Raw genomic sequence first — 25350 nt, 5'->3', positions numbered from 1 at the left:
CGAGGCCCGTCAGGGCGCAGACACCGCGTCGGCGACGCGCGTGACCGACAGGAATCCGCCGACGAAGCTGTCGCCGAGGCCGATGGTGGTCGGGGTCGGGGTGTCGACCACGACAGCGGCCACCCCGACGGCATCCGGTCGCGACCCCTCGACGACCGCGACGACGCGGGCGCCGTCCGGATGCCGCGGCAGCCGTCCGGTGTCGTCGAGGTCGGACGCGTCGAACACGTCGCCGAGACGGTAGCGCGTCGCCGAGACCCGCACCGCGGCTTCGAGGGCGGAACGGTGGCGCTGCGCGCCGTCACCGACCGCGATCGACCAGAAGCGCGTATGCACGACGAGCGCCGGCACCGGGATGAGCCGGTGCGCCTCGGCCAGGGCGGCGGCGACGTCCGCGGGATCGCACAGATCGATCGTCCGGCCGACGTACTCCTGCAGCTCGTCTTCGTTCATGCCGTACACATCGATGCGCGAGATGAGGCGATCGCGGACGATCGCGGCGAATTCCCGTCGATAGAACCCGGCGTCCTCGTAGTAGACCAGTGCCCCCGCCGGAAGCCGACTCATCGCGACCCCCAGCTCGTCGAGGCGCAGGGCCAGAAGCTCGGCATCCTGCATCGTGTTGAATCCCGACACGAGGAAGGCGTCGGCGTCGCGCAGGCGCTCGCCCAGTTGCGCAGCGATCGCCATCTCGCGGTTGGGTCGATCGTTGGCGACGATCACCCGATTCGCCGCGGGCGCTGCGACCTCGCCGTCGGCGAGCGCGACGACCGCCCCCGCCGGGTACTGCACGATCAGGTGCGGGTCGAGGGTGTCCGCGGAGGCCGAGCACACCCAGTCGACGATCGGGGGCATGAGACGTCGCACGTTGTCGTCGATGCTCACGAGGTGCTGCGTGCTGGGGATGCCGAGATTGGCCAGCGCGATTCCCGCGCGCACCCCCGTGCCGCCGAGCGTCACCGCCGTCTCGAAACGCGCAGCGAAGGTCTCGAGCAGGTCGGAGGAGGCGGCGAACCGCTCCCCTCCGACGCCGCGTTCGAGCAGGGCGAGGATCGCGACGATGAGCGCGCGCTCGTCGTCGATGGGGCCCGGGGCCGCCAGCTCCGCCCGGCGCACGCCGTGGTGGCGGGCCAGATCGCTGATGACCGCGGCATCCCACCGGATCTCGTAGTCGACGGTGCCGCCGAGTCCGAGGACGAGTCGCGCGCTCATGGTGTCGATGATCTCCTGCCGACGTGCGTCAGTACAGGTCGGCCTTGCCGGCCGCGCCGAACAGGTCGATCTTCTGGGCGGCCGTCGCCTTGAGGGCGGCGATCGGCTCGGGCTGGATGGCGTTCGGCTCGCGCAGGCGCTCGTCGGTGCCGAGGATCTCGCGCATCCGGTTGTGGTAACTGACCTTGATGTCACTGGAGATGTTGATCTTGTTGATGCCGAGCGAGACGGCGCGGGCGAGCTCTGCGTCGGGGTTGCCCGAGCCGCCGTGGAGGACGAGAGGGATCTTCACCGCGGCCTTGATCTGCTCGAGCAGGTCGTGGCGCAGCTCCGGGTTCTTGTCGGACGGGTAGAGCCCGTGCGAGGTGCCGATGGCGATGGCGAGGCTGTCGACTCCGGTCTCGGCGACGAAGCGCACCGCGTCGTCGACGTTCGTGTAGATGATCTCCGCGGCCCCGGATTCGCCGTAGCTGTCGTTCGCGCCGATCGTGCCGAGCTCGCCCTCCACCTGGATGTCGACGGCGTGCGCGGCCTCGACGACCTTGCGGGTGAGTGCGACGTTCTCCTCGAACGGCAACAGCGATGCGTCGATCATGACCGACGTGAAGCCGGCCTGGATGGCCACGATCATCTGCTCGTACGTGCCGCCGTGATCCCAGTGGATCGCGACCGGTACCGGCGAGCGGTGCGCGCGTTCGCGGATAGCGACGATGAGGTCGGTCGTCACGTGCGAGACCTCGTCGGGGTGGATCGCGATGATGACGGGCGCGTTCTTCTCCTCGCTGATGTCCATGACGCCGAGGAACATCGCCCAATCGCTGATGTTGAAGGCCGGGATGGCGAAGTTGTTCTGGTTGGCGATGTCGAGGATGGACTTGCCGGTGTACAGCACCACGGTGGATTCTCCTGTCGGTGGGGGTGGTGAGAGGCGTCCGTGCGGACGGGTCTGATCAGCTCTTCACCGAGCCGGCCGTCAGGCCGCTGATGAAGAAGCGCTGGAAGAAGAGGAAGAGGATGAGCACGGGGATCGAGCCGAGCACGCTCATGGCCATGATCTGGTTCCACTCGTAGGAGTGCTGGCCCATCAGCAGCTGGATGCCGATGGGGACCGTGCGCATGTCGATCGTGCGGGTCAGTGTCAGGGCGAACAGGTACTCGTTCCACGCGATCATGAACGTGTAGATGCCCACCGACACGATGCCGGGCACCGAGATCGGTACGAGCACCCGCCACAGGGCGGTCATCGAACCGGCGCCGTCGACGCGGACGGCTTCGTCCAGTTCGCGCGGCAGGGTGTTGAAGTAGCCGGTCATCATGATGATCGCGTAGGGCAGCGTGAACACCATGTACGTGAGGATCAGGCCGGGATAGGTGTTGTACAGGCCGAGGCCCACCATCAGGCCGAAGTAGGGGATGAGCAGCGTGATGGGGGGCACCGCCTGCACGCTCACGATGATGACGTTGAGCACGCGCTTGCCGCGGAAATCGAACCTGCTGAACGCGTACGCCGCCTGGATGGCGACCAGCAGCGTCAGCACCGTCACGGCACCGGCGACGATGTAGCTGTTGAGGAAGAACCGCATCGTCTCGGGGTTCGTGAAGATGGCGACGTAGGCGTTCAGGGAGAACGTGTCGGTGATCAGTCGTGGCGGCAGCTCGAAGATCTCGGTGTTCGATTTGAACGAGTTCGAGAGCATCCACACCACGGGACCGGCGGCGAACACCGCCCCGAGGACGAGGCCGATCACGATGCCGACGCGCGCGGTGCGCCGACGTGTCTGTACGGACATGGCCATGTCAATCCCTCGCCTTCTGGTGCCGCACGTAGAACACGGCGAGGACCATCGACATGAGCAGGACGAGCACGGCGGCGGTCGCCGCGAGCGAGAAGTCGTACTTCGCGAAGGCCAGCTTGTAGGTGTAGGTGCTGAGCACCTCGGTCACATCGATCGGGCCTCCGCCGGTCGTCATCCAGATGAGGGCGAACTGCTGAGAAGTCCAGATGAGATCGAGCAGCAGCAGGCTGACGATGATGGGCCGAAGCTGCGGCAGGGTGACGTTCCAGAACCGCTGCACGCTGCTGGCACCGTCGACCGTGGCGGCCTCGTAGAGGTCGCTGGGGATGCCCTGCAGGCCCGCCAGAAGGCTCACCATGAAGAACGGGTAGCCGGCCCAGATGTTGATGAACGTCACGGTGCCGAGAGCGAGCTGCGGGGAGGCGAGCCATTCCACGTTGGCATTCAGGAGGAAGTTGATCACTCCGTTGGGAGCCAGCAGCATTCGCCAGAGGACGGCGATGACGGCGACGGTGAACAGCCACGGCAGAACGTAGAGCCCCCGGAAGATCGCGCGCGGCACGGCCCCGATCAGCGTGCTGTTGAGCATGAGGGCGAAGCCGAGGCCGAGCACGAGGTGGGCGGCGACGCTGACGACGGTGAAGACGACCGTGTTGGAGGTCGCCTTCCAGAACGCGCCGTCGCCGAGCACCGTCAGGTAGTTCTGGATGCCGACGAACTGGCCGTTCTTGCTGAGGATGACGTTGCTCTGCAGCGAGTAGCCGATGACCATGACGATCGGGACGATCATCAGCACGAGCAGGAGGATCAGCGTCGGCGCGAGGAAGGCGTACGACTCGGTCGTGCGGCGCAGCTGGCGCCGGCGACGCAAGTGCGCGACGCCGGTGACGAGCACCTCGGTGTCGAGCGAGACGGGGGTTTTCAGGGTCATGAGACCGCACGGCTCCTTGCGGGGTTCCGGCCGGCGCCGGACGGGTGGGTGGGCGGGTGCCGCACCGCTGTCGCGCAGCGATGCGGCACCCGGGTGGGGGCGAGGCGGCTCAGAACGCTGCGGCCCAGGACGTCTGCGCGTTCTTGAGCGCATCGTCCATGGACTGCTGACCGTCCAGCGCCGTCTGCAGCTGCTGGCCGAGCTGGCGCATGAGGTCCTCCGCAGTCGGCAGCCCGGTGAACTCGTTCGCGGGGTAGCCCGCCTTGTAGATGTCGAACGCCTTCTTGAACAGTTCGTCGCTGCCCGAGAAGTCCGGGGTGGACTGCGTGTTGCCGGGGAACGCCTTGGCCAGCGTCGACAGCTTCGAGTTGGTGTCCTTGCTCATCAGGAACGACACCAGCTTGAACGCGGCATCCTTGTGCGCGGAGTTCTCGGCGACGCCGATGCCCCACGACGCGTAGGGGATGCCGCGCTGTCCGGTGTAGCCGTCGGCGGCGGGGATCGCCGAGATCGAGAACTTGAGGTTGGGGTTCGACTGACGGATCAGGTTGATGTGCGCCAGCGAGTCGATCATCATGCCGACGCGACCGTTGGTGAACTCCTCGACCTTGTCCTGCTCCTTCATCGTGAAGGATCCGGAGGCGATGACACCGTCCTTCCACAGCCCGTCGATGTAGTTCATCGCGGAGGTCACGTCCTTGTTGGTGAGATCGGGCTTGCCGTCCTTCAGCATCGATCCGCCCGACGCCCACACCCAGGACATCACGTCGTTCTGCACGCCGTTGGGGGCTTCGAGCGACAGCGGCAGGACCCAGCCGGAGACGTCACCGCCGAGGGCCTTGATCTTCTTCGCGGCATCGGCGAACTCGGTGCGCGTGGACGGGGGTGCGGTGACGCCGGCCTTGGCGAGCAGGTCGTCGTTCGTGAACATCGGGTAGACGAAGTTGACGACCGGGATCATGTAGGTGCTGCCGTCGACCTTGATCTGGCTCGCCAGCTGACTCTCGTCGTAGTTGTTCTGCGTCATCAGGTCGGTGAGGTTCGCGATCACGCCCTTGGAGGCGAAGTCGTTGACCCACGCGCCGTCGAGGCCGACGACGTCGGGCATGGTGCCGGACGCGGCCCCCGCGAACAGCTGCTCCTTCGTCGACGCGTACGGGCCGCTGACGAGCTTGACCTTGATGCCCGGGTTCTCGGACTCGAACTGGTCCATCAGCGCGCGGAACTGTCCGTCTGGCAGCTCCGGCTCCCACCACTGCGCGAACTCGATCGTGACATCTCCGCCGGCGTCGCCGCTGCCGGACGGCGACGCGCTGCTGGAGCAGCCCGCCATCGCAACCAGCGTCGCCGCCGCCGCGACCGCGCCGAGAACCGTGCGGGCCGTGCTGTGACCCCGCCCCACTCTGGACATCGTTTCTCCTCTTTGAGTTTGTGCGCCCTCCGCACCACTGCGGATAAATGCGTCTTTCAGCACCATTATGCCGTCTTTTGCCGCTCGGTCAAGAGGTCTGCTCCACAAATTGCCATCTTCTGCACTCTTATGCCGGTTATGGGCGCGAAAACAGCATCCACTGTGCTAGGGATGAAGACATGGACAAAGCAGCCCCCCGTGGCCGCCGGCTTCCCGCCGGCCGCAAAGCCGACCTGGCGGCCTACGTCGCCGAACAGGGGCAGGTCACGGTGGCCGAGCTGTCGGAGCACTTCGACGTGTCGATCGACACCGTGCGCCGCGACCTCGACCAGCTCCATCGCGAGGGCGCGCTCATCCGCACCCACGGCGGCGCCGTGAGCGCCACCGACGGGGCGCTGCGCGATCGGGGTCTCGACGTGCGCCTGCGCGTGCAGGTGGAGGAGAAGGAGAAGATCGCCCGGCTCGCCGCCGAGATGGTCGACGACGGCGCGGTCGTCATGCTCAACGCCGGCACGACGACGCTCGCCGTCGCCCGCGCGCTCCGAGGACACCGCGACCTGACGATCGCGACCAACAATCTGAGGATCCCGGCGGAGATCGCCCCGTCGGCGTTTCGCGACCTCTACGTCTTCGGCGGCGCCGTCCGGACGATCACACAGGCCACCACCGGCCCCGTCACCTTCGCGATGGCGGCCGGTGGCCGTGAACTCGACATCCGCTGCGACCTCGCGCTCGTCGCCGTCGGCGCCGTCGACGAGTCCGGCTACTCGACGAGCAACCTCGGCGACGCGACGATGATGGCGGAGATGATCGACCGCGCTGACCGCACGGCGGTGCTCGCCGACTCCTCCAAGCTCGGCCGCCGACTCTTCGCCCAGGTCGCTCCCCTCGAGGGCGTCGACTACCTCATCACCGATGCGGCGCCGCCGCCTCCCCTGACGAGCGCGCTCCTGCAGGCCGGCGTGAGCCTGATCACTCCCTGATCGCTGTCCCGCGGCCTACAATCGCATCGTGGGCACGATCTATTACGGGGGCTCGGCGACTCCGATCCATATCGAGGACAGAGTGCTCGCCCACCTGAAGGTGGTCGTCGCCACGAAGCTCCGTCGCGGCGAGAGCTTCACCGTGTCGTGGCAGCACCCCGACGGCGAGACCCGCGGCCGCAGCACCATCTGGCTGCATCCGTCGATTCCGCTGCGCTTCGTCTTCGACGATCCGGAGCCCACGGAGCTGAACCGCGCGTGGATCGAAGAGCTGGCGCAATCCGCCAGTTCGTCCGGCGGCATCCAGCTCACCGAGGAGCAGATCGAATCGGTCGACGGCGACGCGGACAACGCGCCGCAGACGGTCGCGGTCGCCGACGACTGATCGCGTCAGAAGCCGCGTGCCGGCGGGAAGTGGGCGATCGGGATCGGTCGGCTCGCGGTGGAACGTTCCTGCTCGCAGAGGATCCGTTCGCCCCTCTCGACACACTCCTCCAGCGAGGACAGACGCGCACGCCGCGCACCGCCTCGCATCCAGACCGTCTCGAACCCGCCGTCCGTGCGCTCGATGTAGGCCACGACGAATTCGGCGTCGCGTGCGCTCACGCGACGATCACACAACCGCCAGGCGTCCTCATCGATGGGGAGCAGTTCGAGGTGGCCGCCGACATGCGCTGTCTGCGTCATCGTCGTCACCGCCTTCTCCCCCACTCTCCGGGACGCTCGGCGGCGAGGCGAGGGGATTGACAGGTCCCCGCGCCCGTGCGACGCGCGAGGCCGTCAGCCGGTCAAGACCTCACCGGAGTAGGGGCCCTCGGGCTCGGGGACGATCTGCAACCCCGCCGTCGAGTTCGCGGCGTGTGTCAGCGCCTCCAGCCACGCCCGGTTCAGGGCGGGCTGACGGCTGCCGTGGTACGAGTAGACGATCGATGCGTGCGGGTGCAGCCAGATGGCCGTGCGCCCGTCACCGAGGCTCGTGTCGTTGCGCCACGTGAAGGTGAATGTCTCGCCGCGGCGGAGTTTCTGACTGATGACGACCTGCAGGTGCGCGAGCACGCGATCGTCGAACTCCGCTTTGACGCTGCCGTCGTAACTGAACCGTCCCACTGCTCTACAGTAACGCGCGCCCCGATCGACTCGAGCCGCTAGCGAGCGCCGCCGTGCGCCGGGAGATCTCCGCGCACGCGCGGTCGGCCCCCAGGATGTCGGAGGCAAGCGAGGTCGTCGCATCCAAGACGGCGACGGGGATGCCGCTGCCGAGGAGCATCCGGCAGACGCTGAGGGCGCCGTCGTCGATGCTGGGGAACTCCACGATGTCGGTGGAGCCCGCCTGATTCAGGCGCTGCGCGTACGTCAGGACCGCATCCGCGACGCCATCGGTCGTGAGGATGCGATGCCCCTCAATCAGGATGTCTTTCACGCTTCGACCTCGCCGGGGATCATCAGTACGTCGGATGGTGATCCTCAGTACAGCCGAAGCGGCCGGTCGCGACGAGGGGCTTGACAGCCTCCCGCGGCGATGTCAAGCCCCCGCGCCCGGGCGAGCGACACGGGCACACTGGAACCATGGCACTCGCACTCATCCTTCTCATCGTCGGCATCGTCCTGATCCTCCTCGGCGTCTTCGTCGAAGCGGCGAAGTTCCTGCTGTGGATCGGACTGGTGATCCTGCTGATCGCGATCATCGCGTGGCTCATGCGCGTCGTGAAGCGCAACGCCTGACGCGACCGCAGCCGGCACCGCCGGGGGCGTCAGGCGCGGCGGTAGCCGGCGACCATCGGGCAGTCGAACGGGTCGCGTGCCGCGAGGCCGACACGGTTGAGGTAGTCGATGACGATGGCGTACGAGCGCCAGACGCTCGTCTCCGTGTAGGGGATGCCGGCGCTCTTGCAGTAGTCGCGGACGACGGCGCGTGCGCGCGAGAGGTGCGGGCGCGCCATGCTCGGGAAGAGGTGGTGCTCGACCTGGTGGTTGAGCCCGCCGAACATCCAGGTCGCCCACCAGCCGCCCGTGATGTTGCGAGACGTGCGGACCTGCTTGGTGAAGAAGTCGAGCCGGGCGTTCGCGTCGACGATCGGCATTCCCTTGTGGTTCGGCGCGAACGACGCACCCATGTAGACGCCGAACACGGCGAGCTGCACGCCGAGGAACGCGAAGGCCATGCCGAGCGGCAACAGGAGGAAGACGGGGACGACGACCACGGCGAGGCGCGTCGTGATGAGCGCCAGCTCCAGCCCGCGCTTCTTCACCGGCTGGCGGGACAGCAGGTGACGGATGCCGTGCGCGTGCAGATTCAGCCCCTCCAGCGTCAGCAGAGGGAAGAAGAACCACCCCTGGTGCAGCGTGATGACGCGGCGGATTCCCCGTGCCTGAACGGCATCCTCGACGAGGAACGAGATCGTGTCGACCTCGATGTCGGGGTCTTTGCCGACCCGGTTGGGGTTCGCGTGGTGGCGCGAGTGCTTGGAGTCCCACCACGAGTAGCTGATGCCGACGACGCCGGCGGCGAGGATGCGTGCGAGGCGGTCATTGGCGGGTCCCGTCGAGAGGATCTGGCGGTGGGCCGCCTCGTGGGCGAGGAACGCGACCTGAGTGAGGACGATCCCGAGCGCCGCTGCGATCAGCAGTTGGAACCAGCTCTGGCCGAGGAGCACGAAGCCGGCGACACACCCGGCGAGGCAGAGGGCCAGCGCCGAACCGACGAGCGCGTAGAAGACCGGCGCGCGCCGCAGAAGCCCGAGCTCCTTCACTACCTGGGACACCTGAGTGTACGAACGGTCGACCGAGGGGAACGTCTCGGACGTCGCGTAGGTCTGTCTGATCGGTCCGAGGGTGGAGGTGGGGGCGAGTGTGGTCATGACCGACTCCGTTGATCGGCGTCCATCGTGAGCAACGATGTCCGTTGGGCGAAGCCAAAGGCGGGTGCCGATCGCTGGTGCCGACACTACGCTTAGGTCTATACGGCTCCGGGCATACGGCCCGGACTGCGTCGTCTCTCACTCCCTCAAGGACGCGGTTTGACTCTGGCACTGGCGATCGATCTCGGCGGCACGAAGATCGAGGGCGCCCTCGTCGACGCGAACGGCGCGATCATCGAGGGATCGCGCCACCGCAGCCCGACCGGCGCGGGCGCGGCCACGGACGTCACGGTGCTCGAGCGCGGTCTCACCGCGGTGATCGACGGATGCCGCGCGCACCCGCGGTGGAACGAGGTCGTCGCGGGGGGCATCGGCGCGGCCGGCCCGATCGACATCACCGCCGGCACCATCGCTCCGATCAACCTTCCTGCGGCGCACGGGTTTCGCATCGTGGAGGCGGTGCGAACCGCAAGCGGGCTGGACGCCGTGACGCTGCGCCTGGATGGGACGTGCATCGCCCTGGCAGAAGCCTGGCGAGGCGCGGCGCGAGGGGTTCGCAACGCCATCGTCTTCGTCGTCTCGACGGGCGTCGGCGGCGGTATCGTCTCGGACGGCCGTCTGGTGGCGGGCGGATCGGGAAACGCCGGCCACCTGGGTCAGATGATCGTCGCCGACATCCAGGGCGAGCCGGCGGCCTCCACTCTCGAGCAGCGCGCCTCGGGTCCGCACACGGTCGCCTGGGCCCGCGCCCAGGGGTGGGCGGGCACGACCGGCGAAGAGCTCGCCGACGCCTACCGCGCGGGCGACGAGGTCGCCGTCGCGGCCATCGCACGATCGGCGCACGCCGTCGGTATCGGTCTCACGAGCGCCGCCACTCTGCTCGACCTCGAGCTCGCCGTCGTCGGCGGCGGGTTCTCGTTCGTGGCGGACGACTATCCGGACCGCATCGAACGCGTCGTTCGCGAGAACGCCGTCAACGCCTACGCCGGGCGGTTGAAGGTCGTGCGTGCCGGACTGGGCGGGGATGCCCCGCTCATCGGTGCCGGCGCGCTCGTGCACCGCGCCGACCTCCTCTGAGGTCCGCTCCAACACCCTTGACGATGTCGGAGGGCAGTGCTTGCATCGGGCCATGCATCACGTGATCTCCGCCGACGGAACCCGCCTCGCCGTCCACGACACCGGATCGGGGCCCGCCGTCGTGATCGTCAACGGCGCCCTGTCGACCGCGAAGGATGCCGCGGCGCTCGCCACGACGCTGGCCGAGTCCGGCATGAGGGCGATCACCTACGACCGGCGCGCTCGGGGCGACAGCGGCGACACGACCCCGTTCTCACCGCGTCGTGAGGCGGAAGATCTGGCCGCCGTCATCGCCGACGCCGGCGGAGAAGTCGCGGTGCTGGGGCACTCCTCGGGTGCGGTGATCGCGCTGTACGCGGCATCCCTGGCCGTCGAGACGGGGGTGCCGGTGCGCGCGCTGTTCCTGTCCGAACCCCCGTTTCACTTCGGCATCGACGAGCCGGCGCCCGATCTGCCGTCGCGCATCCAGGAGTTCGTCGACGCGGGAGACCTGGAAGAGGCCGTCGTCCTCTTCCAGCGCGAGGCCGTCGGGCTTCCCGACGCGATGATCGCGCAGTTCCGCGCCACCGACGCCTTCGCCGGCATCGTGCCGCTGGCCCAGTCGACCGTGTACGACGCGACGCTGGCCCGCGAGCTGTCCACGCCGACGGACGCCATGCTCACCGTCGACGTGCCGGTGACGATCCTCTGCGGCCAGCAGACCTTCCCGATCCTCACCGCGGCCGCCGAACGCCTGGCGGCGGCGATGCCGCACGCCGAGCTCATCGTCTCTCCCGAATCGGTCGGCCACCGCCTCGACCCCGCCGCCGCGACGCGGATCGTGACCGCGCGGCTGAGCTGAGGCACGACCCGCCCGCAATCCGTTCGGGGCGGCGCAGCGAACAACCTCCGTCACGACACCGGTCGCGACCCGAACAGGAGGTCCGTCATGAACTCGTCACCGAACCGTCTCGTCGCCACCGTCTTCGGCGCCGTCTACCTCGTCGTCGGCGCCCTGGGCTTCGCCGTCACCGGCGGCGTGGGATTCCTCGCCACCGATGGTGGACTGCTGCTGGGGATCTTCGCCGTGAACCCGCTGCACAACATCGCGCACCTTCTCATCGGTGCCGCTCTCGTGATCGCGGGCCTGAGCAGCGTGCGCGCCGCCAAGACGATCAACGCCACCATCGGCGCCGCCTATCTGCTGCTGGGCGTGGTCGGCTTCTTCCTCGTCGGCACCTCGGCGAACATCCTCGCGCTGAACGTCCCCGACCACTTCCTGCACCTCGCCAGCGCGATCGTGCTGCTCGGTGTGGCTCTCGGCGCCGAGCGCGGCGCACGGTCGGTCACGGCATGAGCGCGCCCTCCCGCGCGGCGGCCGCTCCGGGAGCCGCCCTGCGCGCCTGGACCGTGCCGCTCGCGTGGGGGGCGGGCCTGGTCTCGATCGGCATGGGCGCGGCCGCCATCACGGGTGACGTGTCTTCGGGCGCGGCCCGCGGGGCGGGCGTCGTCCTCGCCGTGGCGGGACTGCTGTGGCTGGCCTGGGGCGCGGCGGCGCTGACCACCGGCCGCCTGCTCCTCTCCCGGACCGCGGCGGCGTCGACGCTCGTCACTGTCATCGGCGTCGCCGCGCTCGTCGTTCTGACCGGAGGCCGCGCGAGCATTCTCGCCGCGGCGGTCGCGGTCGTCCTCCTGCTGACCACCGCCGTCATGATCATCGCCGACGGTCGCCGCCCCGTGGCCCCGGCCAGCGCGATCCGCTTAGTTCCTCTGCTTCTGGCCGCGGGTCTCGTGGCGGTCGTGACCACACCGGCGCTCGGCGCCGTGCAGGATGCGGCGCTCGTGCGACCCGACGGCACCGTGATGACCGTCGATCCGCACGCCGGTCACTGACCGCGAGGCCGGTCGTCGATCAGGCGACGAAGAGGGGTGGATGCCGGTGCTCCCGGCATCCACCCTCTTCGCGTGCGCCCGGCGGCGACTCAGGCGAGCGTGCTCTCGAAGGGATCGAACCCCTCGGGCAGAAGCGGCACGTCGGCGACGGTGCTGTCGATCGTCAGGGTCTCGCCGGTACCGGCGGATTCCTGCGCCGACAGCATGACGTCGAGGACGTGATACCCGAGCTCACCGGTGGCGACATGCGGCCGCCCGTCCGCGATGGCGCGTGCCATGTCGAGCACGCCGAGGCCGCGACCGACGACGGTGCCCTGCGCGGGGATCTCGACCCACTCCTGCTCGAACCGCATGCCGTCACGGATCACACCGAGCGGCTTCACGTACGCGATGCGTCCGGTGAAGGCGTTCGGGTCGGGCAGCACGATCGTGCCCTCGGAGCCGTGGATCTCGATGACGCCGTGTCGCTCCAGCGCCGAGTCGAAGCTGAGCAGGTGGGTGCCGTGCTGGCCACCGGCGAACGAGGTCAGCACCTGGACGGTCGAGGGTACCTCGACGGGGAAGGTCTCGCCCGCCCGCGCACCGGTGTGGATCTGACGGGTCGTCTGCCAGCGCGACCCGCGCGCCGTGACGCCCGCGACCGGACCGAGCAAGCTCACCAGCGCCGAGAAGTAATACGGCCCCATGTCCAGCAGCGGCCCCGCACCCTGTGCGAACAGGAACGCCGGCTCGGGATGCCACAGGTCGGGCCCCTGCGTCTGGAACGACGTCTGCACGAACAGCGGCGTGCCGATGACGCCCTCGCGGATGGCGCGCTTGGCGGTCTGGAAGCCCGGGCCGAGGATCGTGTCGGGGGCCGACCCGATGCGCACACCGGCCGCCTCGGCTTGCGCGAGCAGTTCACGCGTGCTCTCACGATCCAGGCCCAGCGGCTTCTCGGTCCACACGTGCTTGCCGGCGGCGACGGCGGCCTTCGACACCTCGACGTGCACCGCCGGGATCGTGAGGTTGACGACGAGGTCGACGTCGGGATTCGACAGCACGTCCTCCCCCGTGCCCCAGCTGGGCACGCCGTGCTCCTCGGCCTTGGCCTGTGCGCGTTCGGGCAGGAGATCGCCCACGGCCACGACCTCGACGTCGGGGAACGAGGTCAGGTTCTCCAGGTAGGTCTGGCTGATGACTCCGGTGCCGATGACACCGACGCGCAGGGCGCTCACTGGACGTACCCCCCGTCGCGGAGGAAGGCGTAGCTGGCGGCGATGTCCTCGAACACGTCTCCGGGGGCCTTGTCGTACTCGATCACGGCGTAGCGGATCGCCGTACCGGCCTTCAGCGCCTCCGCGAGAGGGACGTCGGCAGTGCCGGCGTGGCGCTGGTCGAGGCTGTCCGACCCGAAGGAACCGGCGCCGGGAGCCCAGGGGTTGGATGCCGGGACGACGCCGTCCTTGACGTGCACCGCGACGAGGCGGTCGCCGAGCGCGGACACGAGCGCGGGCACGTCCTGGCCGCCGGTGAGCGCCCAGAAGAGGTCGAGCTCGAGCTGGACGCGCTCGTCGGTCAGCGCGACGAAGCGCTCGTAGGCGGTGGCGCCGTCGAAGGAGGCGACGAACTCCTGGGCGTGGTTGTGGTAGCCGACGCTGAGGCCGAACTCCGCCGCCTTCTCGGCGGCGCGGTTGAGCCGGTCGGCGATGTCGGCGACACCGTCGGCCGTCAGCCAGCGCTCGGGAGCGACGAACGGGTCGATGACCGTGGTCATGCCGATCTCCGCCGCGGCGGCGAACACGACCTCGGGTGCCGGGGTCGGAATCTCGCCGTCCGGAGTCCAGAGGGTGTCGGACAGCAGCGGTGCATGTCCGGTGGGCGAGGCGAGTCCGCTGGCGTCCAGCGCGGCGCGGACCTGCGTGGGGCGGGAGACGAAATCGAACGCCTCCACGTTGCGCAGGCCGATCGCGGCGAGCTTGTCGAGCGAGCCTCCCATGTCGGCGGTGAACTCCTTGGCCAGCGTGTAGAGCTGGACGGAAGCGACGGGCAGTGTCATGACGTGCGTCCTTCGAACCTCGTTGTCTCGTGTGTGCGGCGTCGGCGGCGCATCGTCCGCGTGGCGCTGAGGCGACGGTATCACAAAACCTCCACATGGAGGTTTCTTCTTCGAGGATCGGCTAGGTTGGATGCCGTGAGCACGACGGACGGCACGGGCAACGAGGCGGTGATCGGGCGCCGCGGCCTGCAGCCGAAGGGGGTGGCGCGGCGCCAGGAGATCCTGGACCGCGCGATCGAGGTGTTCCGCGAGCGCGGGGCCGACGGCACGTCGCTGCGTCGCATCGCCGAGGCGATCGGCGTCTCGCATGCCGCTCTGCTGCACTACTTCGACTCCCGGGAGCAGCTGCTGGTCGCCGTCTACGCGCATGCCGAGATCCGGCGCAACGCCGCTGCGGACCCGATCGTCACCCCCGGCGTCGACACGATGATCGCTGCGGCGATCGCGAACGTCGACGTGCCGGGACTGGTCCAGCTGTATACGACGCTGCTGGCGGCCTCGCTGGAGGCGGGCAACGACGTCGGCCGAGAGTTCTTCTCGGCCCGCTTCGAGCGCGTGCGCGACGAGCTCACGTCATCGTTTCGTCGGCAGCAGGCCGATGGCGACATCCGCGACGACGTCCCCGCCGAGGACCTCGCGGCGCTCTTGATCGCCGCCTCCGACGGCCTGCAGATCCAGTGGCTGCTCGAGCCGTCGATCGGACTCAGCGAGACCCTCCGCACGTTCGGGCGCCTACTGCAACCACCGCGCTGAGCGCAGCGGTCAGCCGATACCGAGCGTGTCGGCGATGACGGCGAGCAGGCGGGATGCCGCGGGCTCGGGCTCGCGACCGGCCCAGACGGCCGCGACCGGGCGCGTGATCACCTCACCGTCCATCTCGACGCGGACGAGGCGCCCCGAGTGGAGATCGTCGCGCACGGCGAGCGCGCTGACCGCGGCCGGCGCGAAGCCGGTGGCCGCGGTCGTGCGCACCGCCGACGAGGAGGGCAGTTCCGCCGCGGGAGCCGCCGTCAGGGAGGTGCCCGCGGCATCCAGCGCCGCTTCCAGAGCGCGGCGCGTGCCGCTGCCGCGCTCCCGCAGCACCAACGCGGTGCCGGCGACCTCCGCCGGATCGAGGCGGCGCCGCTGTGCCCATGGGTGCGACGGCGAGACCACGATCACGATCTCGTCCCGCGCGATCACGACGTTCCGCAGGTCCGTCGGCAGATCCGGGGTCTCGATGAAGCCGAGATCCGCACCGCCGCGGCGCACCCGAGCGATGACGGCAGCGCTGTTCTCGGCATCCAGCCGAACGCCCGGCGCCGCCGGGTCCCGCTCCCGCCACGCCGCCACCCACGCGGGCAGCAGGTGCTCGGCGACCGTGAGGCTGGCGGCAACCCGCAACGTCCCCCGGCGCCGCTCCCGCAACGCGCCGACCGACTCGTCGAAGCGGTCGGCGGCGGCCATCACCTCCCGACCCCACCCCTCGACCAGCTCGCCCACGCGCGTGAGCCGCGAGCCGCGCGCAGAACGCTCGACCAGCACCGCACCGACGTCGCCCTCCAGCGCCCGCAACCGCGCAGACGCGGCCTGCTGGGTCACGCCCAGACGGCGCCCCGCCGCCGTCAGACTGCCGGTGTCGGCGAGTGCCGTCAGAAGACGCAGCGCCTCAATGTCGACCACGAACCCTCCAGCCACAAGCCGAGTTTGTACCCTGCCAAAGATACGGCTCTTCCGCGGCAGCGCAGAGCCCACGACGCTGGTGACATGACGATGTCGACTCCACGCACACGACGCCTGTTCCGCGATGTCCCCGGCGGGCGGATGCTCGTGTCGGCGATCACGCCCAACTGGTTCGCCTCCGTCATGGGTACCGGCATCGTCGCCACGGCGGCAGCGACGCTTCCCGGCTCACCCTCGGCGCTGCGGGTGCTCGCCCTGGCCGCATGGCTGGTCGCCGCGGCGCTGCTCATCGTGCTCCTCATCGCGTCGGCGCTGCACGCGGCATGGTTCCCCGAGATCGCACGCAGCCATCACCTGCACCCGGTGATCGCGCACTTCTACGGCGCCCCGGCGATGGCGCTGCTGACCGTGGGCGCAGGCGCCGTCCTGGTCGGCGCGTCGATTCTCGGCGAGACACTGGCCGTCGCCGTCGACGCGGTGCTCTGGACGGCCGGAACCATCCTCGGGCTCGCGACGGCGGTGGCGATCCCCTACCTCCAGTTCACTCGGCACGAGGCGACGGCCGACGCCGCCTTCGGCGGATGGTTGATGCCCGTCGTGCCGCCGATGGTGTCGGCGGCGACCGGAGCTCTGCTGATCGAGCATCTGCCTGCGGGACAGGCGCGCCTGACGATGCTGGTGGCCTGCGGACTCATGGTCGGCGTGGCCTTCCTGTCGACGCTGGCGATCCTTCCCCAGCTGTGGTCCCGGCTGGCCCAGCACAAACTCCCCGCGCCGGTGATGGTGCCCACCCTGTGGATCGTTCTGGGGCCGCTCGGTCAGTCGGTCACGGCGGCGAACCTGTTGGCCACCCACGCGCCCGCCGCCGTCGGAGCGAGCGGAGCCGCCACCGTGACCGCCGCGGCGGTCGTGCTGGGCGTTCCGGTCTTCGGATTCGCCCTGCTGTGGCTCGCGATCGCGGCGGCGATCACGGTGCGCACCGCGCGCGCCGGCCTGCCGTTCACCCTGACATGGTGGTCGTTCACCTTCCCCGTCGGCACCTGCGTCACGGCGGCGAGCGGCCTGGCGCTGCACACCGGCTCGACGATGCTCGCGATCATGGCGTACGCGCTGTTCGCCCTGCTGCTGGCGGCATGGTTCACGGTCGCGGCACGCACCTTCCATGGCGCGATCGTCACCGGGCGACTGCTCGTCCCCGCGGCATCCTCGGCACCGGCCCCGACCGGCTTGGCGCGCCCGTAGCCTGAGAGGATGGCCGCACCCGAAATCCTCCGCTACACCGCCTTCAGCTCTGACCCCGCCGGCGGCAACCCGGCGGGCGTGGTGCTCGATGCCGGCGGGCTGGACGATGCCGACATGCAGCGGATCGCCGCCGAGGTCGACTTCGCCGAGACCGCCTTCGTGACCGGGATGCGCGAGGACGGGGCGCGCGCGGTGCGCTACTTCTCCCCCATCGCCGAAGTGCCGTTCTGCGGGCACGCCACGATCGCCACGGCCGTTGCCCTGGCCGAGCGCAGCGACGCCGATGCCATCGTCTTCGACACCCCCGTCGGCGACATCCGCATCGAGATCGAACGCGGCGCCGGCGGCATCCGCGCGGCCTTCACGAGCGCTCCGACCTCCGTGCGCGCCCTCGATCCCGATGACCGGGACGCGATCCTCCTGCTGCTCGGGCTCAGCAGCGACGAGCTCGACTCGACGCTGCCACCGCGCATCGCCGATGCGGGCAATCCGCATCCGGTCATCGTGCTGGCCGACCGCACCCGCTTCGATGCGTTCACCTTCGACCCACACCGCGTGCGGGCCCTCATGGATGCGCGCGGTTGGCCCGCGACGATCACCGTCGCGCACCGCGTGGCGGAGGATCGTTTCACCGTGCGCAACCTGTTTCCCGTCGGGCGGATCACCGAAGACCCCGCCACCGGCTCCGCGGCCGCCGCACTGGGCGCCTACCTGCGCGAGCTCGACGCCGTGCGCGTGCCGGCACGCATCGCGATCGAGCAGGGCCTGCACGTCGGTCGCCCCGGCCTGCTCGTCGTCGACGTTCCGGCGACGGGGCGCGTCCGCGTCTCCGGCGTCGCCGTGCCGATGACGGACGCCACCCGCCCGCGCGTTACCGCCGACTCATGAGAGCTGCGAGCGCGTCCTCGAGCACGAGAGCCTGGTGCACCTCGGTCGCCTGCGCATAGGACGCCCCCGCGAGCGCCACGAAGACGGCACCGACCACGTCGACGTACCCGACGACAAGGCCGTCGGCGATGACGCGGTAGCGGTCGATATCGTCGATGACCAGCCGATACGCCTCGTCGGCGCCGGCGGCGGGAGCGTCCGCACCGGGACCGGGTCGATGGCCCTCCTCCGGTCGCTCAGTGCGACGGGACGGCGTGGTGTCGATGGTCATGGTGCGCCTCCACCCCCAGCCTCGCGCACATCACCGGATCACGCCGGGGGCTTGACGGATGCCGCCGCGGCACCTACCCGGGGCGGTGCGGCATCCGCTGCGCGTGCTCCCCACAGGCGCCGAACGAGCAGGGGCCCGCCGATCCCGTGGATCGCGACGCTTCCCAGCACGACCATGCAGGTCGCCGCCAGCACGAGAAACCCCTGCTCGCCGGGCAGGGCGTTCGCGGCGATGAGCCCGAACACGATGGATGCCGCGCCTCGCGGCCCCACCACCGCGACGAAGATCCGCTCCTGGCGAGTTGCCTCGCTTCCGAGCAGGGCGATGCCGACGGGGATGATCCGCCCGATGGTGAGCGCGACGAGCGCCAGGGCGATCGCCGGCCACCAGTCATACGTCTCGCTCAGCAGCACGACGGCGGCGAAGCCGAAGGCCAGCCACAGCAGCAGATTGGTCAGCCACGACACATCCTCCAACAGCGTGAGCTCAGCGCGGTCGAGCCCCTTCTCCCCGCGCGTCAGCCGGATGGCGATACCGGCGACGAACACGGCGACGAAGCCGTTGCCGTGCAGCATGACGGCGGCCGCGAAGACGATGAGCGGTGCGGCGACGAAGGCGATGCGCATGCTCTGCGGCTCGGTCCACCCGCGCTCATCGGCGAAGCGGGTCGCGCCGCCGATGGCCGCGCCCACCGCCGCGCCGACGAGAACGGCGATGAGCCCGGCGGGGGCCGCGACGGCGAACGCGCGCCCGGCGTCGCCCGTGGTTCCCGCCGAGGCGAACGCGAGCGCGGCGAGCAGGAGCGGAGAGACGAGGCCGTCGTTGTAGCCGCTCTCGACGCTGAGCCAGCGCCGCACGCGCGCGGGAATCCGCTCGTCGCGGACGAGGGAGGTTTCGGGCGAGAAGTCGGCGGGAACCGCGATGCAGGCGATGGCGAGCACGACGGCGACCGACAGACCGAGCGGGAGCATCAGCCCGACCGCGAGGACGAGCACGAGCGAGAGCGGCAGGCCGATACCGAGCAGGCGGACCGGCACCCCCGTGAACTGCGAACGCACCGAGCCGCGCACATCCAGCGCGTCGACGAACAGCAGGAACGCGAGGACGATCTCGGCGAGGAAGAGCGTCGCTTTCGACTCCATGAAGAGAATGCCCTGAGTGGGCAGCACGGCCCCGACGATCAGACCGAGCCCGGTCATCACGATCGGCCCGTTCACCGTTGCACGCCGAAACGTCCGGCTCCACAGCGACCAGATCAACAGGGCGACACCGGTGACGAGCAGGAATGTCGTCAGCACGGTGACCTCACGCCATCGCCTTCAGCGTCGCGAAGATGGCGCGCAGCCGCAGGCCGGGAACATAGGCGCGGACCAGAGCCGATCCGACGCGCCCGAGCTGGAGGCCCTCGGGGTAACACATCCAGAGGGGGCGGTGCTCGGCGCCGAACTTCGCCTTGAACCTCTCCAGGGAGGCGAACCCGTAGGCCGGCTCGAGGGCCCGCACCACCCGACGCGAGATCCGTCCGGGTACGGCACCCTCGTGCGGAGCGAGCGGTGTGCCGGACAGGCTGATCGTCGGGATGCCGTCGACCTCCGCCTGCCGGATGGTCGACACGATCGCGAACTCCATCGCTCCCGGCATGGCCGCTTCGGCGCGGCGCATGACATCCAGGGTCCATCCCACGACGACGCCCGCCCGTCGACGGGGAAGCCAGCTCGTGACGGCGTGGATCTCGCCGTCGGCGCCGACGACGAGCATCAGGCGCACCTCCTCGTCCTTCAGTTCGGCAAGGCCGCCGAGGGTGAAGCCCATTTCCGGAAGCGCCTTGTCCTGCGCCCAATGCCCGCAGATGCGGTCGACCTGCTCTCGCGCGGCCGCGTCGAGATCGACGTAGCGAGTCCATACTGCCTCGACCGATTCGCGTGCGGCACGGTTGACGGCGGTCCGCAGGTCCTGACGCCGCTTGCCGGAGAGGCTGAAGCCGGCGGTCGCGAGCACCGCTTCGGTGCCGACGGGCATCGTGGACCAGCCTGCGCCGGCCAGATCGGCGGCCGTTTCGGCATGGACGCTGTACAGGACCGGCATCCATCCCCGCTGATCGCAGAAGTCGGAGAATGCGCGGACGGTGGCCGCGCGGTCGGAGCAGATCGGATCACCCACCGTGATCGCCACGCCGCCGCGCACGCGATACGCGACCACCGCGCCGTCCGGGCCGACCCACACCGAGTTGCCCGCCCAGGTCGCCATGTGGGCGAAGGTGCCGGTTCCGAGAGCGTGTGCGGCGTCCCGGGCGGCGGCGCGGTCTTCCGCCGTCGCCGTCGGCGCCGCGCGCCGCACGATCGCGCGAGCGCCGATCACCACGCTCAGCGCGGCCAGCGCGGGAAGGACACCGGCGAGCGCGATGACGATCTGCCATTCCATCTCGCCGCCGCTGATCCCGGACCACCAGAGGTCCCCCTCGACCAGAGGTGTGAGCAGCACCTCGACGAACACGACGGCGGCGACCGTGACGAGCACAGCCCCGGCGAGCACGACGCCCACGATCCGACCGAGATCGATCAGCAACGCGCTGACCAGAAGAAGCGCGGCGGCCAGGGGCGCGAGGGATGCATCGACCGCGGCGCCCGTCCACGCCAGGATTCCGCTGGCGTCGGGGGTCACCGCCGCCAGCGCGAGGGCGCTGGCCAGGACGATGAGCGCGGATGAGACGAGGCGTCGCCACGTACTGCGCGCGCCGGCCGGCCACGGGCGCACCGCGGCGGACGGCGCCCACCACGCCGCTGCGGCGAGGCCGGGCAGCACCGCCGCCGCACGGGCCAGATCGGAGGCATGGCCGTTGACCAGGAGCATCGCAACGATGATCGTGACGGCGGCCCAGCGGACGCGTCGCCGCGTCGCGGGACGCAGCGAGCCCGACGCGACCGTCACCAGAAGGGCCGTCGTGACCGAGGGCACCCACGGTTGGTACTGCAGGGCCGTTACCGACAGCTGCTCCCCGAGAGCGGCAAGAGTGGACAAGACACCCCAGGCGAGCAGGACGGCCGTCGCCGTGCCCGCAGCGGTCACGAGCACCGCCCGCGCGCTTCCCATCATGCGCTCGACGATCGCGAGCATCACGACCAGGCCGAGCCACGACAGCACGCTGAAGGCCGCCCCGTCCAGCGCGACTTCTCCCGCCGCGGTGACATGGGCGACCCCCATCCCCAGGGCCCCCGCGGCGACGGCGAGCGACACGGGGTGGCGCAGCACAGCACGGACGACGGCGGAGAAGGCAGGTTTCACACCATCGAGCCAACCTCGATCCGCGCGCCGACGCATCGGTCGGCAGGTGTCATCCGCCCCCGCCGATCGGCGGGCCTCCCTCCCGGCGGATGGCGGAACGTCCGACGACGTGGACGCGACCGCGAGCACCATGATCTAGGTTCTGAGGGAGGGAGGTGGCGTCGATGATCCGTGTCGTCATCGTGGACGATGAAGCGCTGGTGCGCAGCGGCTTCACACTCATCCTGAATGCGACACCCGACATCCGTGTGGTCGCCAGCGCGAGCGGTGTCGACGCACTCGAGGTGATCAAGGCGGAGAAGCCCGACGTGCTGCTCCTCGACATCCGCATGCCCCAGGTGGACGGGCTCACGCTGTTGAACGTGCTCACCGCGATGCCCGATCGGCCGGCGATCGCGATGCTGACGACGTTCGACGCGGACGAGTACGTGCTCACTGCGCTCAACGCCGGCGCCTCCGGGTTTCTGCTGAAGGACACCGAGCCCGATCAGCTCGCGCAGTACGTGCGGGCTCTCGCCGCGGGCGGCGTCGTGCTCGCCCCGCGCGCGTCGCGTCGGCTTCTGGACACGCAGCCGGGCCGCCTGGCCATGGATGCCGAGGCCGAGCGCGTCGCGACGCTCACCGGTCGCGAGCAGCAGGTGCTCGCGCTCGTCGCTCAGGGGCTCTCCAACGCGGAGATCGGCGGGCGGCTCTACCTGGGCGCCGGCACCGTCAAGGACCACGTCAGCGCGATCCTCGCGAAGCTGGGAGTCGCCGGTCGCGTGCAGGCGGCGCTCGCAGCGCAGCGCGCGGGCCTGCTCGACGCGCACGACGGCGCCGAACGGGACGACACGGTGTGAACGCCATCCGAGCATGGTGGCGGCGGGTCCCGCCGTTCGTCGTCGATCTTCTCGCCGTCGCCGTGGCCGCCGCCGACGCCTACCTCTCGGCCAACACCGACGACCCCCTGACGCTCGCGGTCTGCATCCTCGGGTGCGCCGCACTGCTGCTGCGGCGTCGCTGGCCGGCGCTGGCCTTCGCACTCACCCTGCCTGCCGCACTCATCGCGAATGTGCTCGCCGCACCCGTCATCGCGCTGTTCAGCCTGTCGGCGCGCACGCGGGCCCGCGGGCTGCTGATTCTCGCGGGAGCGGCGTTCGCCGCGGCCGAGGCCATCGGGTGGCCGATCGTCGATCAGCTCGTCGTCGACCAGAGTTGGACCGCGGTCACCTTCGTGTACCAAGCGGCCACCGCGGCGGCGCCCATCCTGCTCGGCCAACTCCTGCAGACGACGGAGGAGCTGCACGCGCGCCTCGAGGAGATCGAGGCGACCAAGCGCCACGAACAGGAGTTGTACGCGCAGTCCGTCCTCGACCAAGAGCGCAACCAGCTGGCGCGCGAGATGCACGACGTCGTGTCGCATCAGGTCAGTCTGATCGCGGTGCAGGCGGCCGCTCTGCAGGTCACGGCGGCGGATGCCGCGGCGCGGGAGGGCGCGGCATCCATCCGGTCCTTGAGTTCGACGACTCTGGAGGAGCTCCGCTCGATGGTCATGCTGCTGCGCGCCGCCGGCACCCGCAGTCCCGGTCTCGCGCCGCAGCCGACGATCGCGGAGCTTCCCGCACTGCTCGCATCGACCGGCATGGCCTTGGCGGTCACCGGAGCCCCACCCGAAGATCTCGGGCCCGCGGCGCAACGCGCCGTCTACCGCACCGTGCAGGAGGCACTGACCAACGTCCGCAAGCACGCGCCCGGCTCGCCCGTCGCCGTCGCGTTCTGGCAGGACGACCGTGCGTGCGGTGTCACGATCACCAACGGCGCGATGACGGAGCCGGCTCTCGATCTGCCCGGCGCGGGTCTGGGGCTGAGAGGCCTCCGCGAGCGTGCCGAGATCCTGGGGGGAACCCTCGACGCCCACCCTCTCGATGACGGCTTCCTCGTGCGCCTGACCCTGCCGCGCCGCACGGACTGATCCCGCCCCGCCGTCGGGCGAGGGGTGTCCGCCGGTCGGCAAGCGTTCCCGGCCGCCCGGCGGATGGGCCCGCAGTCCCCGGCGACCGAGCATGGAAGAGCGCGGCCACGGCACCCGACGCCGATCCGCGCCGAACGAAAGGACATGCCATGCAGACTTCGGATGTGCGACTGATCGTCGACCTCGCCGACGCGGTGCGCGGTGCGGGACCGATCCAGAAGGATGCCGAGGCGGCCCGCCTGATCGATCAGCTGATCGGCACGCAGCCGGACGCGCTGTACTTCCTCGTGCAGACCGTGCTGCTGCAGAAGGAGGCTCTCGCCGCAGCGGGCGCGCCCGCCGCCACGCCTCCGGCAGCGCCCGCGACCGCCGCGCCCGCCGCCGCGGAGGAGAGCCCGCGCCCACGCTGGGGAGGCCTGTTCGGGTCCCGGCGCGACGGCGGAGCCGATCAGGCGGCACCCGCCGGTGGTGGCGGTGGTGGCAGCTTCCTGCGCACCGCGGCCGCCGGAGCAGCAGGCGTCGCGGGCGGTGTGCTGCTCGCGCAGGGCATCTCCAGCATGTTCACACCTCCCCCCGCAGCCCCCGCGCCGTCCGCCGACGGTGGCGACGACGACGGTGACGACGGGTGGGACATGGGCGACGTGTTCTGACGGGGACCGTACGCCTGCGCAGCGGAGGACGTCAGCCCCCGGTGGCGTCCGCCGCTGCGATCTCCTTCTGCAGGAACACCTGCGCGGTGCCGTCCCCCTGATCGATGCGTGCGCTCTCCCGATAGCCGCGGCTCTCGTACAACGCGATGTTCTGCGCACTCAGCGATCCGGTGAACAGCTCCGCCCGCCGGCATCCGCTCTCGACGCCTCGCTGTTCGACGGCCTCCAGCAATCTCGATCCGATGCCCTCACCCTGCTGATCGGGAGCGATCGCGATCCGGCCGACGAGGAGCATATCCCCATCGGCGACGGCGCGCGCGACCCCCACCAGTCGCGTCCCCGCGATCGCGACGCAGCCGAGGTTGTCGCGCAGTTCGAACTCGACTTCCTCCAGCGTCTGAGTGAGCGGGGCCATATCGGGGTCGCCGTAGATGAGCGCCTCGGCGACGAAGGCCGCCCGCTGCACGGTCAGCACCTCGCCCGCGTCGGACGGGTGGATGGGGCGGATGGTGATCTGGGGCATGGGGGGGTCTCCTGACGACCTCACGAGACTGACGCGGATTCCGCATGAACGTCAATCCCCTTGCCGGTTCTCTCGGCAGGAGAACTCGGCACGCGCACTCGAGAACCGCCGGCGATCTACGCTGACAGCATGAGCGCAGCCGACGAGACAGGTCCCTTCTTCCACGGCACGGTCGCCGACCTGCACCCGGGCGACGTCCTGAGCCCGGGGTTTCGATCGAACTATCGACCCGAGGTCGTGATGAACCACATCTACTTCACCGCGCTGCTGCCCGGCGCCGGCCTCGCGGCCGAACTCGCCGCCGACCTCGCCGCCGACGGCCGCGCTCCTCGCGTGTACCTCGTCGAGCCGACAGGTGCCTTCGAGGACGATCCGAACGTCACCGACAAGAAGTTCCCCGGAAACCCGACCCGCTCCTATCGCAGCGCGCAGGCGTTGCGTGTGGTCGAGGAGGTCGCGGACTGGCCGCGGTTGACACCGGAGGAGCGGCAGCTGTGGCGCGAGCGCATCACGTCCCGACCGCCCGAGGAGCGCGGCGACATCATCAACTGACGGTGAGCGAACCGCTGCAGCGAAAGGGGAAGTGGCGGAGACGGAGGGATTTGAACCCTCGGTCCCCGTAAGGGGACTCCACCTTAGCAGGGTGGTGCACTAGGCCTGACTATGCGACGTCTCCAGGCGCTGCCGGTCGAAACCGCGCGAA

30 protein-coding genes and 1 tRNA gene are annotated in these 25350 nt (G+C 70.0%); 14 read left to right on the top strand and 17 right to left on the bottom strand.

All coding sequences use genetic code 11. The features are described from left to right. Positions 1–9: 9 nt before the first annotated feature. The 5 genes from PP359_RS11300 to PP359_RS11280 form a co-directional block, all read right to left on the bottom strand. Positions 10–1212, bottom strand: coding sequence for an ADP-dependent glucokinase/phosphofructokinase (locus PP359_RS11300; protein ID WP_499250618.1), 1203 nt, complete (start codon positions 1210–1212; stop codon positions 10–12). A gap of 28 nt (positions 1213–1240) precedes the next feature. Next, complete coding sequence (locus tag PP359_RS11295) at positions 1241–2107, bottom strand: ketose-bisphosphate aldolase (RefSeq protein WP_499250617.1); 867 nt, start codon at positions 2105–2107, stop codon at positions 1241–1243. A gap of 55 nt (positions 2108–2162) precedes the next feature. Continuing rightward, positions 2163–3008, bottom strand: coding sequence for a carbohydrate ABC transporter permease (locus PP359_RS11290; protein ID WP_135948989.1), 846 nt, complete (start codon positions 3006–3008; stop codon positions 2163–2165). A gap of 1 nt (position 3009) precedes the next feature. Beyond that, a complete protein-coding gene (locus PP359_RS11285) occupies positions 3010–3939 on the bottom strand; it encodes a carbohydrate ABC transporter permease (protein WP_499250616.1) in 930 nt (309 codons plus the stop codon). Positions 3940–4048: 109 nt separating this feature from the next. Then, on the bottom strand, positions 4049–5350 hold the full coding sequence (locus PP359_RS11280; protein WP_294979864.1) for an ABC transporter substrate-binding protein: 1302 nt from the start codon (positions 5348–5350) through the stop codon (positions 4049–4051). Positions 5351–5529: 179 nt separating this feature from the next. Here PP359_RS11280 and PP359_RS11275 point away from each other — a divergent pair, with 179 nt between their 5' ends. Together PP359_RS11275 and PP359_RS11270 are read left to right on the top strand one after the other, a co-directional pair. Next, complete coding sequence (locus PP359_RS11275) at positions 5530–6333, top strand: DeoR/GlpR family DNA-binding transcription regulator (RefSeq protein WP_112931847.1); 804 nt, start codon at positions 5530–5532, stop codon at positions 6331–6333. 28 nt (positions 6334–6361) lie between these two features. Then, the gene (locus PP359_RS11270) at positions 6362–6718 is read left to right on the top strand and encodes a DUF7882 family protein (protein ID WP_036316385.1); all 357 of its coding nucleotides are present in this window, start codon (positions 6362–6364) and stop codon (positions 6716–6718) included. Between the two features lie 5 nt (positions 6719–6723). Here the strand turns inward: PP359_RS11270 and PP359_RS11265 are convergent, their stop codons facing one another. The 3 genes from PP359_RS11265 to PP359_RS11255 form a co-directional block, all read right to left on the bottom strand. Next, complete coding sequence (locus PP359_RS11265) at positions 6724–7020, bottom strand: hypothetical protein (RefSeq protein ID WP_244295603.1); 297 nt, start codon at positions 7018–7020, stop codon at positions 6724–6726. 93 nt (positions 7021–7113) lie between these two features. Next, entirely contained in the window at positions 7114–7440 is a 327-nt protein-coding gene (locus tag PP359_RS11260) for a DUF7882 family protein (protein WP_005049636.1), read from the bottom strand. 4 nt (positions 7441–7444) lie between these two features. Then, complete coding sequence (locus tag PP359_RS11255; protein ID WP_499250615.1) at positions 7445–7753, bottom strand: hypothetical protein; 309 nt, start codon at positions 7751–7753, stop codon at positions 7445–7447. Positions 7754–7899: 146 nt separating this feature from the next. On the opposite strand from PP359_RS11255, the gene PP359_RS11250 reads away from it, so the two are divergent. Beyond that, positions 7900–8055: a hypothetical protein gene (locus PP359_RS11250; protein WP_016464229.1), complete on the top strand. Its 156-nt coding sequence runs from the start codon at positions 7900–7902 to the stop codon at positions 8053–8055. Between the two features lie 29 nt (positions 8056–8084). Here PP359_RS11250 and PP359_RS11245 read toward each other — a convergent pair whose 3' ends face one another. Continuing rightward, complete coding sequence (locus PP359_RS11245) at positions 8085–9191, bottom strand: fatty acid desaturase family protein (RefSeq protein ID WP_499250614.1); 1107 nt, start codon at positions 9189–9191, stop codon at positions 8085–8087. Positions 9192–9350: 159 nt separating this feature from the next. Between PP359_RS11245 and PP359_RS11240 the strand changes: the two genes are divergently transcribed. The 4 genes from PP359_RS11240 (at position 9351) to PP359_RS11225 (ending at position 12140) form a co-directional block, all read left to right on the top strand. Then, a complete protein-coding gene (locus tag PP359_RS11240) occupies positions 9351–10268 on the top strand; it encodes an ROK family protein (protein WP_499250613.1) in 918 nt (305 codons plus the stop codon). Positions 10269–10320: 52 nt separating this feature from the next. Beyond that, complete coding sequence (locus PP359_RS11235; RefSeq protein WP_294979869.1) at positions 10321–11109, top strand: alpha/beta fold hydrolase; 789 nt, start codon at positions 10321–10323, stop codon at positions 11107–11109. An 87-nt stretch (positions 11110–11196) separates the two neighbouring features. Next, positions 11197–11604 (top strand): DUF4383 domain-containing protein, encoded by a 408-nt coding sequence (locus PP359_RS11230; protein WP_499250612.1) that lies wholly within the window; start codon positions 11197–11199, stop codon positions 11602–11604. After that, complete coding sequence (locus PP359_RS11225) at positions 11601–12140, top strand: hypothetical protein (RefSeq protein ID WP_294947244.1); 540 nt, start codon at positions 11601–11603, stop codon at positions 12138–12140. Before PP359_RS11230 ends, PP359_RS11225 begins: the two co-directional genes overlap by 4 nt. 89 nt (positions 12141–12229) lie before the next feature. Here the strand turns inward: PP359_RS11225 and PP359_RS11220 are convergent, their stop codons facing one another. Continuing rightward, entirely contained in the window at positions 12230–13357 is a 1128-nt protein-coding gene (locus PP359_RS11220) for a Gfo/Idh/MocA family protein (RefSeq protein ID WP_036316375.1), read from the bottom strand. After that, a complete protein-coding gene (locus tag PP359_RS11215; protein WP_112931854.1) occupies positions 13354–14178 on the bottom strand; it encodes a sugar phosphate isomerase/epimerase family protein in 825 nt (274 codons plus the stop codon). The genes PP359_RS11220 and PP359_RS11215 overlap by 4 nt, the downstream gene beginning before the upstream one ends. A 135-nt stretch (positions 14179–14313) precedes the next feature. Here PP359_RS11215 and PP359_RS11210 point away from each other — a divergent pair, with 135 nt between their 5' ends. Then, on the top strand, positions 14314–14931 hold the full coding sequence (locus tag PP359_RS11210; RefSeq protein ID WP_499250611.1) for a TetR/AcrR family transcriptional regulator: 618 nt from the start codon (positions 14314–14316) through the stop codon (positions 14929–14931). Between the two features lie 9 nt (positions 14932–14940). Here the strand turns inward: PP359_RS11210 and PP359_RS11205 are convergent, their stop codons facing one another. Further along, positions 14941–15840 (bottom strand): LysR family transcriptional regulator, encoded by a 900-nt coding sequence (locus PP359_RS11205; RefSeq protein ID WP_499250610.1) that lies wholly within the window; start codon positions 15838–15840, stop codon positions 14941–14943. An 84-nt stretch (positions 15841–15924) separates the two neighbouring features. Here PP359_RS11205 and PP359_RS11200 point away from each other — a divergent pair, with 84 nt between their 5' ends. Beyond that, positions 15925–17082, top strand: coding sequence for a TDT family transporter (locus PP359_RS11200; protein WP_239640001.1), 1158 nt, complete (start codon positions 15925–15927; stop codon positions 17080–17082). A 9-nt stretch (positions 17083–17091) separates the two neighbouring features. After that, positions 17092–17970 carry a PhzF family phenazine biosynthesis protein gene (locus PP359_RS11195; RefSeq protein ID WP_499250609.1) on the top strand — a complete coding sequence of 293 codons (879 nt, stop codon included), beginning with the start codon at positions 17092–17094 and terminating at the stop codon, positions 17968–17970. Here the strand turns inward: PP359_RS11195 and PP359_RS11190 are convergent. Genes PP359_RS11190 through PP359_RS11180 form a run of 3 tightly spaced genes read right to left on the bottom strand, consistent with a single transcriptional unit; the run spans position 17954 to position 21523 of the window. Further along, positions 17954–18241 (bottom strand): hypothetical protein, encoded by a 288-nt coding sequence (locus PP359_RS11190; RefSeq protein ID WP_294947225.1) that lies wholly within the window; start codon positions 18239–18241, stop codon positions 17954–17956. The two genes, PP359_RS11195 and PP359_RS11190, sit on opposite strands and share 17 nt — an antisense overlap. A 38-nt stretch (positions 18242–18279) precedes the next feature. After that, entirely contained in the window at positions 18280–19539 is a 1260-nt protein-coding gene (locus PP359_RS11185) for a cation:proton antiporter domain-containing protein (protein ID WP_499250608.1), read from the bottom strand. Positions 19540–19546: 7 nt separating this feature from the next. Beyond that, the gene (locus PP359_RS11180; RefSeq protein WP_499250607.1) at positions 19547–21523 is read right to left on the bottom strand and encodes a bifunctional lysylphosphatidylglycerol flippase/synthetase MprF; all 1977 of its coding nucleotides are present in this window, start codon (positions 21521–21523) and stop codon (positions 19547–19549) included. A 164-nt stretch (positions 21524–21687) separates the two neighbouring features. On the opposite strand from PP359_RS11180, the gene PP359_RS11175 reads away from it, so the two are divergent. The 3 genes from PP359_RS11175 (at position 21688) to PP359_RS11165 (ending at position 24124) form a co-directional block, all read left to right on the top strand. Further along, positions 21688–22362: a response regulator gene (locus PP359_RS11175; RefSeq protein ID WP_036316355.1), complete on the top strand. Its 675-nt coding sequence runs from the start codon at positions 21688–21690 to the stop codon at positions 22360–22362. Beyond that, positions 22359–23474: a sensor histidine kinase gene (locus tag PP359_RS11170; RefSeq protein WP_499250606.1), complete on the top strand. Its 1116-nt coding sequence runs from the start codon at positions 22359–22361 to the stop codon at positions 23472–23474. Before PP359_RS11175 ends, PP359_RS11170 begins: the two co-directional genes overlap by 4 nt. A gap of 149 nt (positions 23475–23623) precedes the next feature. Continuing rightward, on the top strand, positions 23624–24124 hold the full coding sequence (locus tag PP359_RS11165; RefSeq protein WP_378793061.1) for a DUF2076 family protein: 501 nt from the start codon (positions 23624–23626) through the stop codon (positions 24122–24124). A 31-nt stretch (positions 24125–24155) separates the two neighbouring features. Here the strand turns inward: PP359_RS11165 and PP359_RS11160 are convergent, their stop codons facing one another. Continuing rightward, positions 24156–24647 (bottom strand): GNAT family N-acetyltransferase, encoded by a 492-nt coding sequence (locus PP359_RS11160; RefSeq protein ID WP_378793059.1) that lies wholly within the window; start codon positions 24645–24647, stop codon positions 24156–24158. 129 nt (positions 24648–24776) lie between these two features. On the opposite strand from PP359_RS11160, the gene arr reads away from it, so the two are divergent. Beyond that, positions 24777–25199, top strand: a complete 423-nt coding sequence (gene arr / locus PP359_RS11155; RefSeq protein WP_499250605.1) for an NAD(+)--rifampin ADP-ribosyltransferase — start codon at positions 24777–24779, stop codon at positions 25197–25199. A 32-nt stretch (positions 25200–25231) separates the two neighbouring features. Here the strand turns inward: arr and PP359_RS11150 are convergent. Next, positions 25232–25323, bottom strand: a tRNA-Ser gene (locus PP359_RS11150). Positions 25324–25350: the final 27 nt, after the last annotated feature.

Source organism: Sphingomonas sp. BLCC-B65, from assembly GCF_028550675.1.
Lineage (GTDB): Bacteria > Actinomycetota > Actinomycetes > Actinomycetales > Microbacteriaceae > Microbacterium.
Note: the sequence above shows the minus strand (reverse complement) of the source record. Positions and strands in the feature narration are given on the sequence as shown.

Excerpts from the sequence above, each read along its gene's own strand:
- PP359_RS11300 (WP_499250618.1), bottom strand. The coding sequence starts at position 1,212 with ATGAGCGCGCGACTCGTCCTCGGACTCGGCGGCACCGTCGACTACGAG.
- PP359_RS11290 (WP_135948989.1), bottom strand. The coding sequence starts at position 3,008 with ATGGCCATGTCCGTACAGACACGTCGGCGCACCGCGCGCGTCGGCATC.
- PP359_RS11285 (WP_499250616.1), bottom strand. The coding sequence starts at position 3,939 with ATGACCCTGAAAACCCCCGTCTCGCTCGACACCGAGGTGCTCGTCACC.
- PP359_RS11280 (WP_294979864.1), bottom strand. The coding sequence starts at position 5,350 with ATGTCCAGAGTGGGGCGGGGTCACAGCACGGCCCGCACGGTTCTCGGC.
- PP359_RS11275 (WP_112931847.1), top strand. The coding sequence starts at position 5,530 with ATGGACAAAGCAGCCCCCCGTGGCCGCCGGCTTCCCGCCGGCCGCAAA.
- PP359_RS11265 (WP_244295603.1), bottom strand. The coding sequence starts at position 7,020 with ATGACGCAGACAGCGCATGTCGGCGGCCACCTCGAACTGCTCCCCATC.
- PP359_RS11250 (WP_016464229.1), top strand. The coding sequence starts at position 7,900 with ATGGCACTCGCACTCATCCTTCTCATCGTCGGCATCGTCCTGATCCTC.
- PP359_RS11245 (WP_499250614.1), bottom strand. The coding sequence starts at position 9,191 with ATGACCACACTCGCCCCCACCTCCACCCTCGGACCGATCAGACAGACC.
- PP359_RS11235 (WP_294979869.1), top strand. The coding sequence starts at position 10,321 with ATGCATCACGTGATCTCCGCCGACGGAACCCGCCTCGCCGTCCACGAC.
- PP359_RS11230 (WP_499250612.1), top strand. The coding sequence starts at position 11,197 with ATGAACTCGTCACCGAACCGTCTCGTCGCCACCGTCTTCGGCGCCGTC.
- PP359_RS11225 (WP_294947244.1), top strand. The coding sequence starts at position 11,601 with ATGAGCGCGCCCTCCCGCGCGGCGGCCGCTCCGGGAGCCGCCCTGCGC.
- PP359_RS11215 (WP_112931854.1), bottom strand. The coding sequence starts at position 14,178 with ATGACACTGCCCGTCGCTTCCGTCCAGCTCTACACGCTGGCCAAGGAG.
- PP359_RS11200 (WP_239640001.1), top strand. The coding sequence starts at position 15,925 with ATGACGATGTCGACTCCACGCACACGACGCCTGTTCCGCGATGTCCCC.
- PP359_RS11195 (WP_499250609.1), top strand. The coding sequence starts at position 17,092 with ATGGCCGCACCCGAAATCCTCCGCTACACCGCCTTCAGCTCTGACCCC.
- PP359_RS11190 (WP_294947225.1), bottom strand. The coding sequence starts at position 18,241 with ATGACCATCGACACCACGCCGTCCCGTCGCACTGAGCGACCGGAGGAG.
- PP359_RS11175 (WP_036316355.1), top strand. The coding sequence starts at position 21,688 with ATGATCCGTGTCGTCATCGTGGACGATGAAGCGCTGGTGCGCAGCGGC.
- PP359_RS11165 (WP_378793061.1), top strand. The coding sequence starts at position 23,624 with ATGCAGACTTCGGATGTGCGACTGATCGTCGACCTCGCCGACGCGGTG.
- PP359_RS11160 (WP_378793059.1), bottom strand. The coding sequence starts at position 24,647 with ATGCCCCAGATCACCATCCGCCCCATCCACCCGTCCGACGCGGGCGAG.
- arr (WP_499250605.1), top strand. The coding sequence starts at position 24,777 with ATGAGCGCAGCCGACGAGACAGGTCCCTTCTTCCACGGCACGGTCGCC.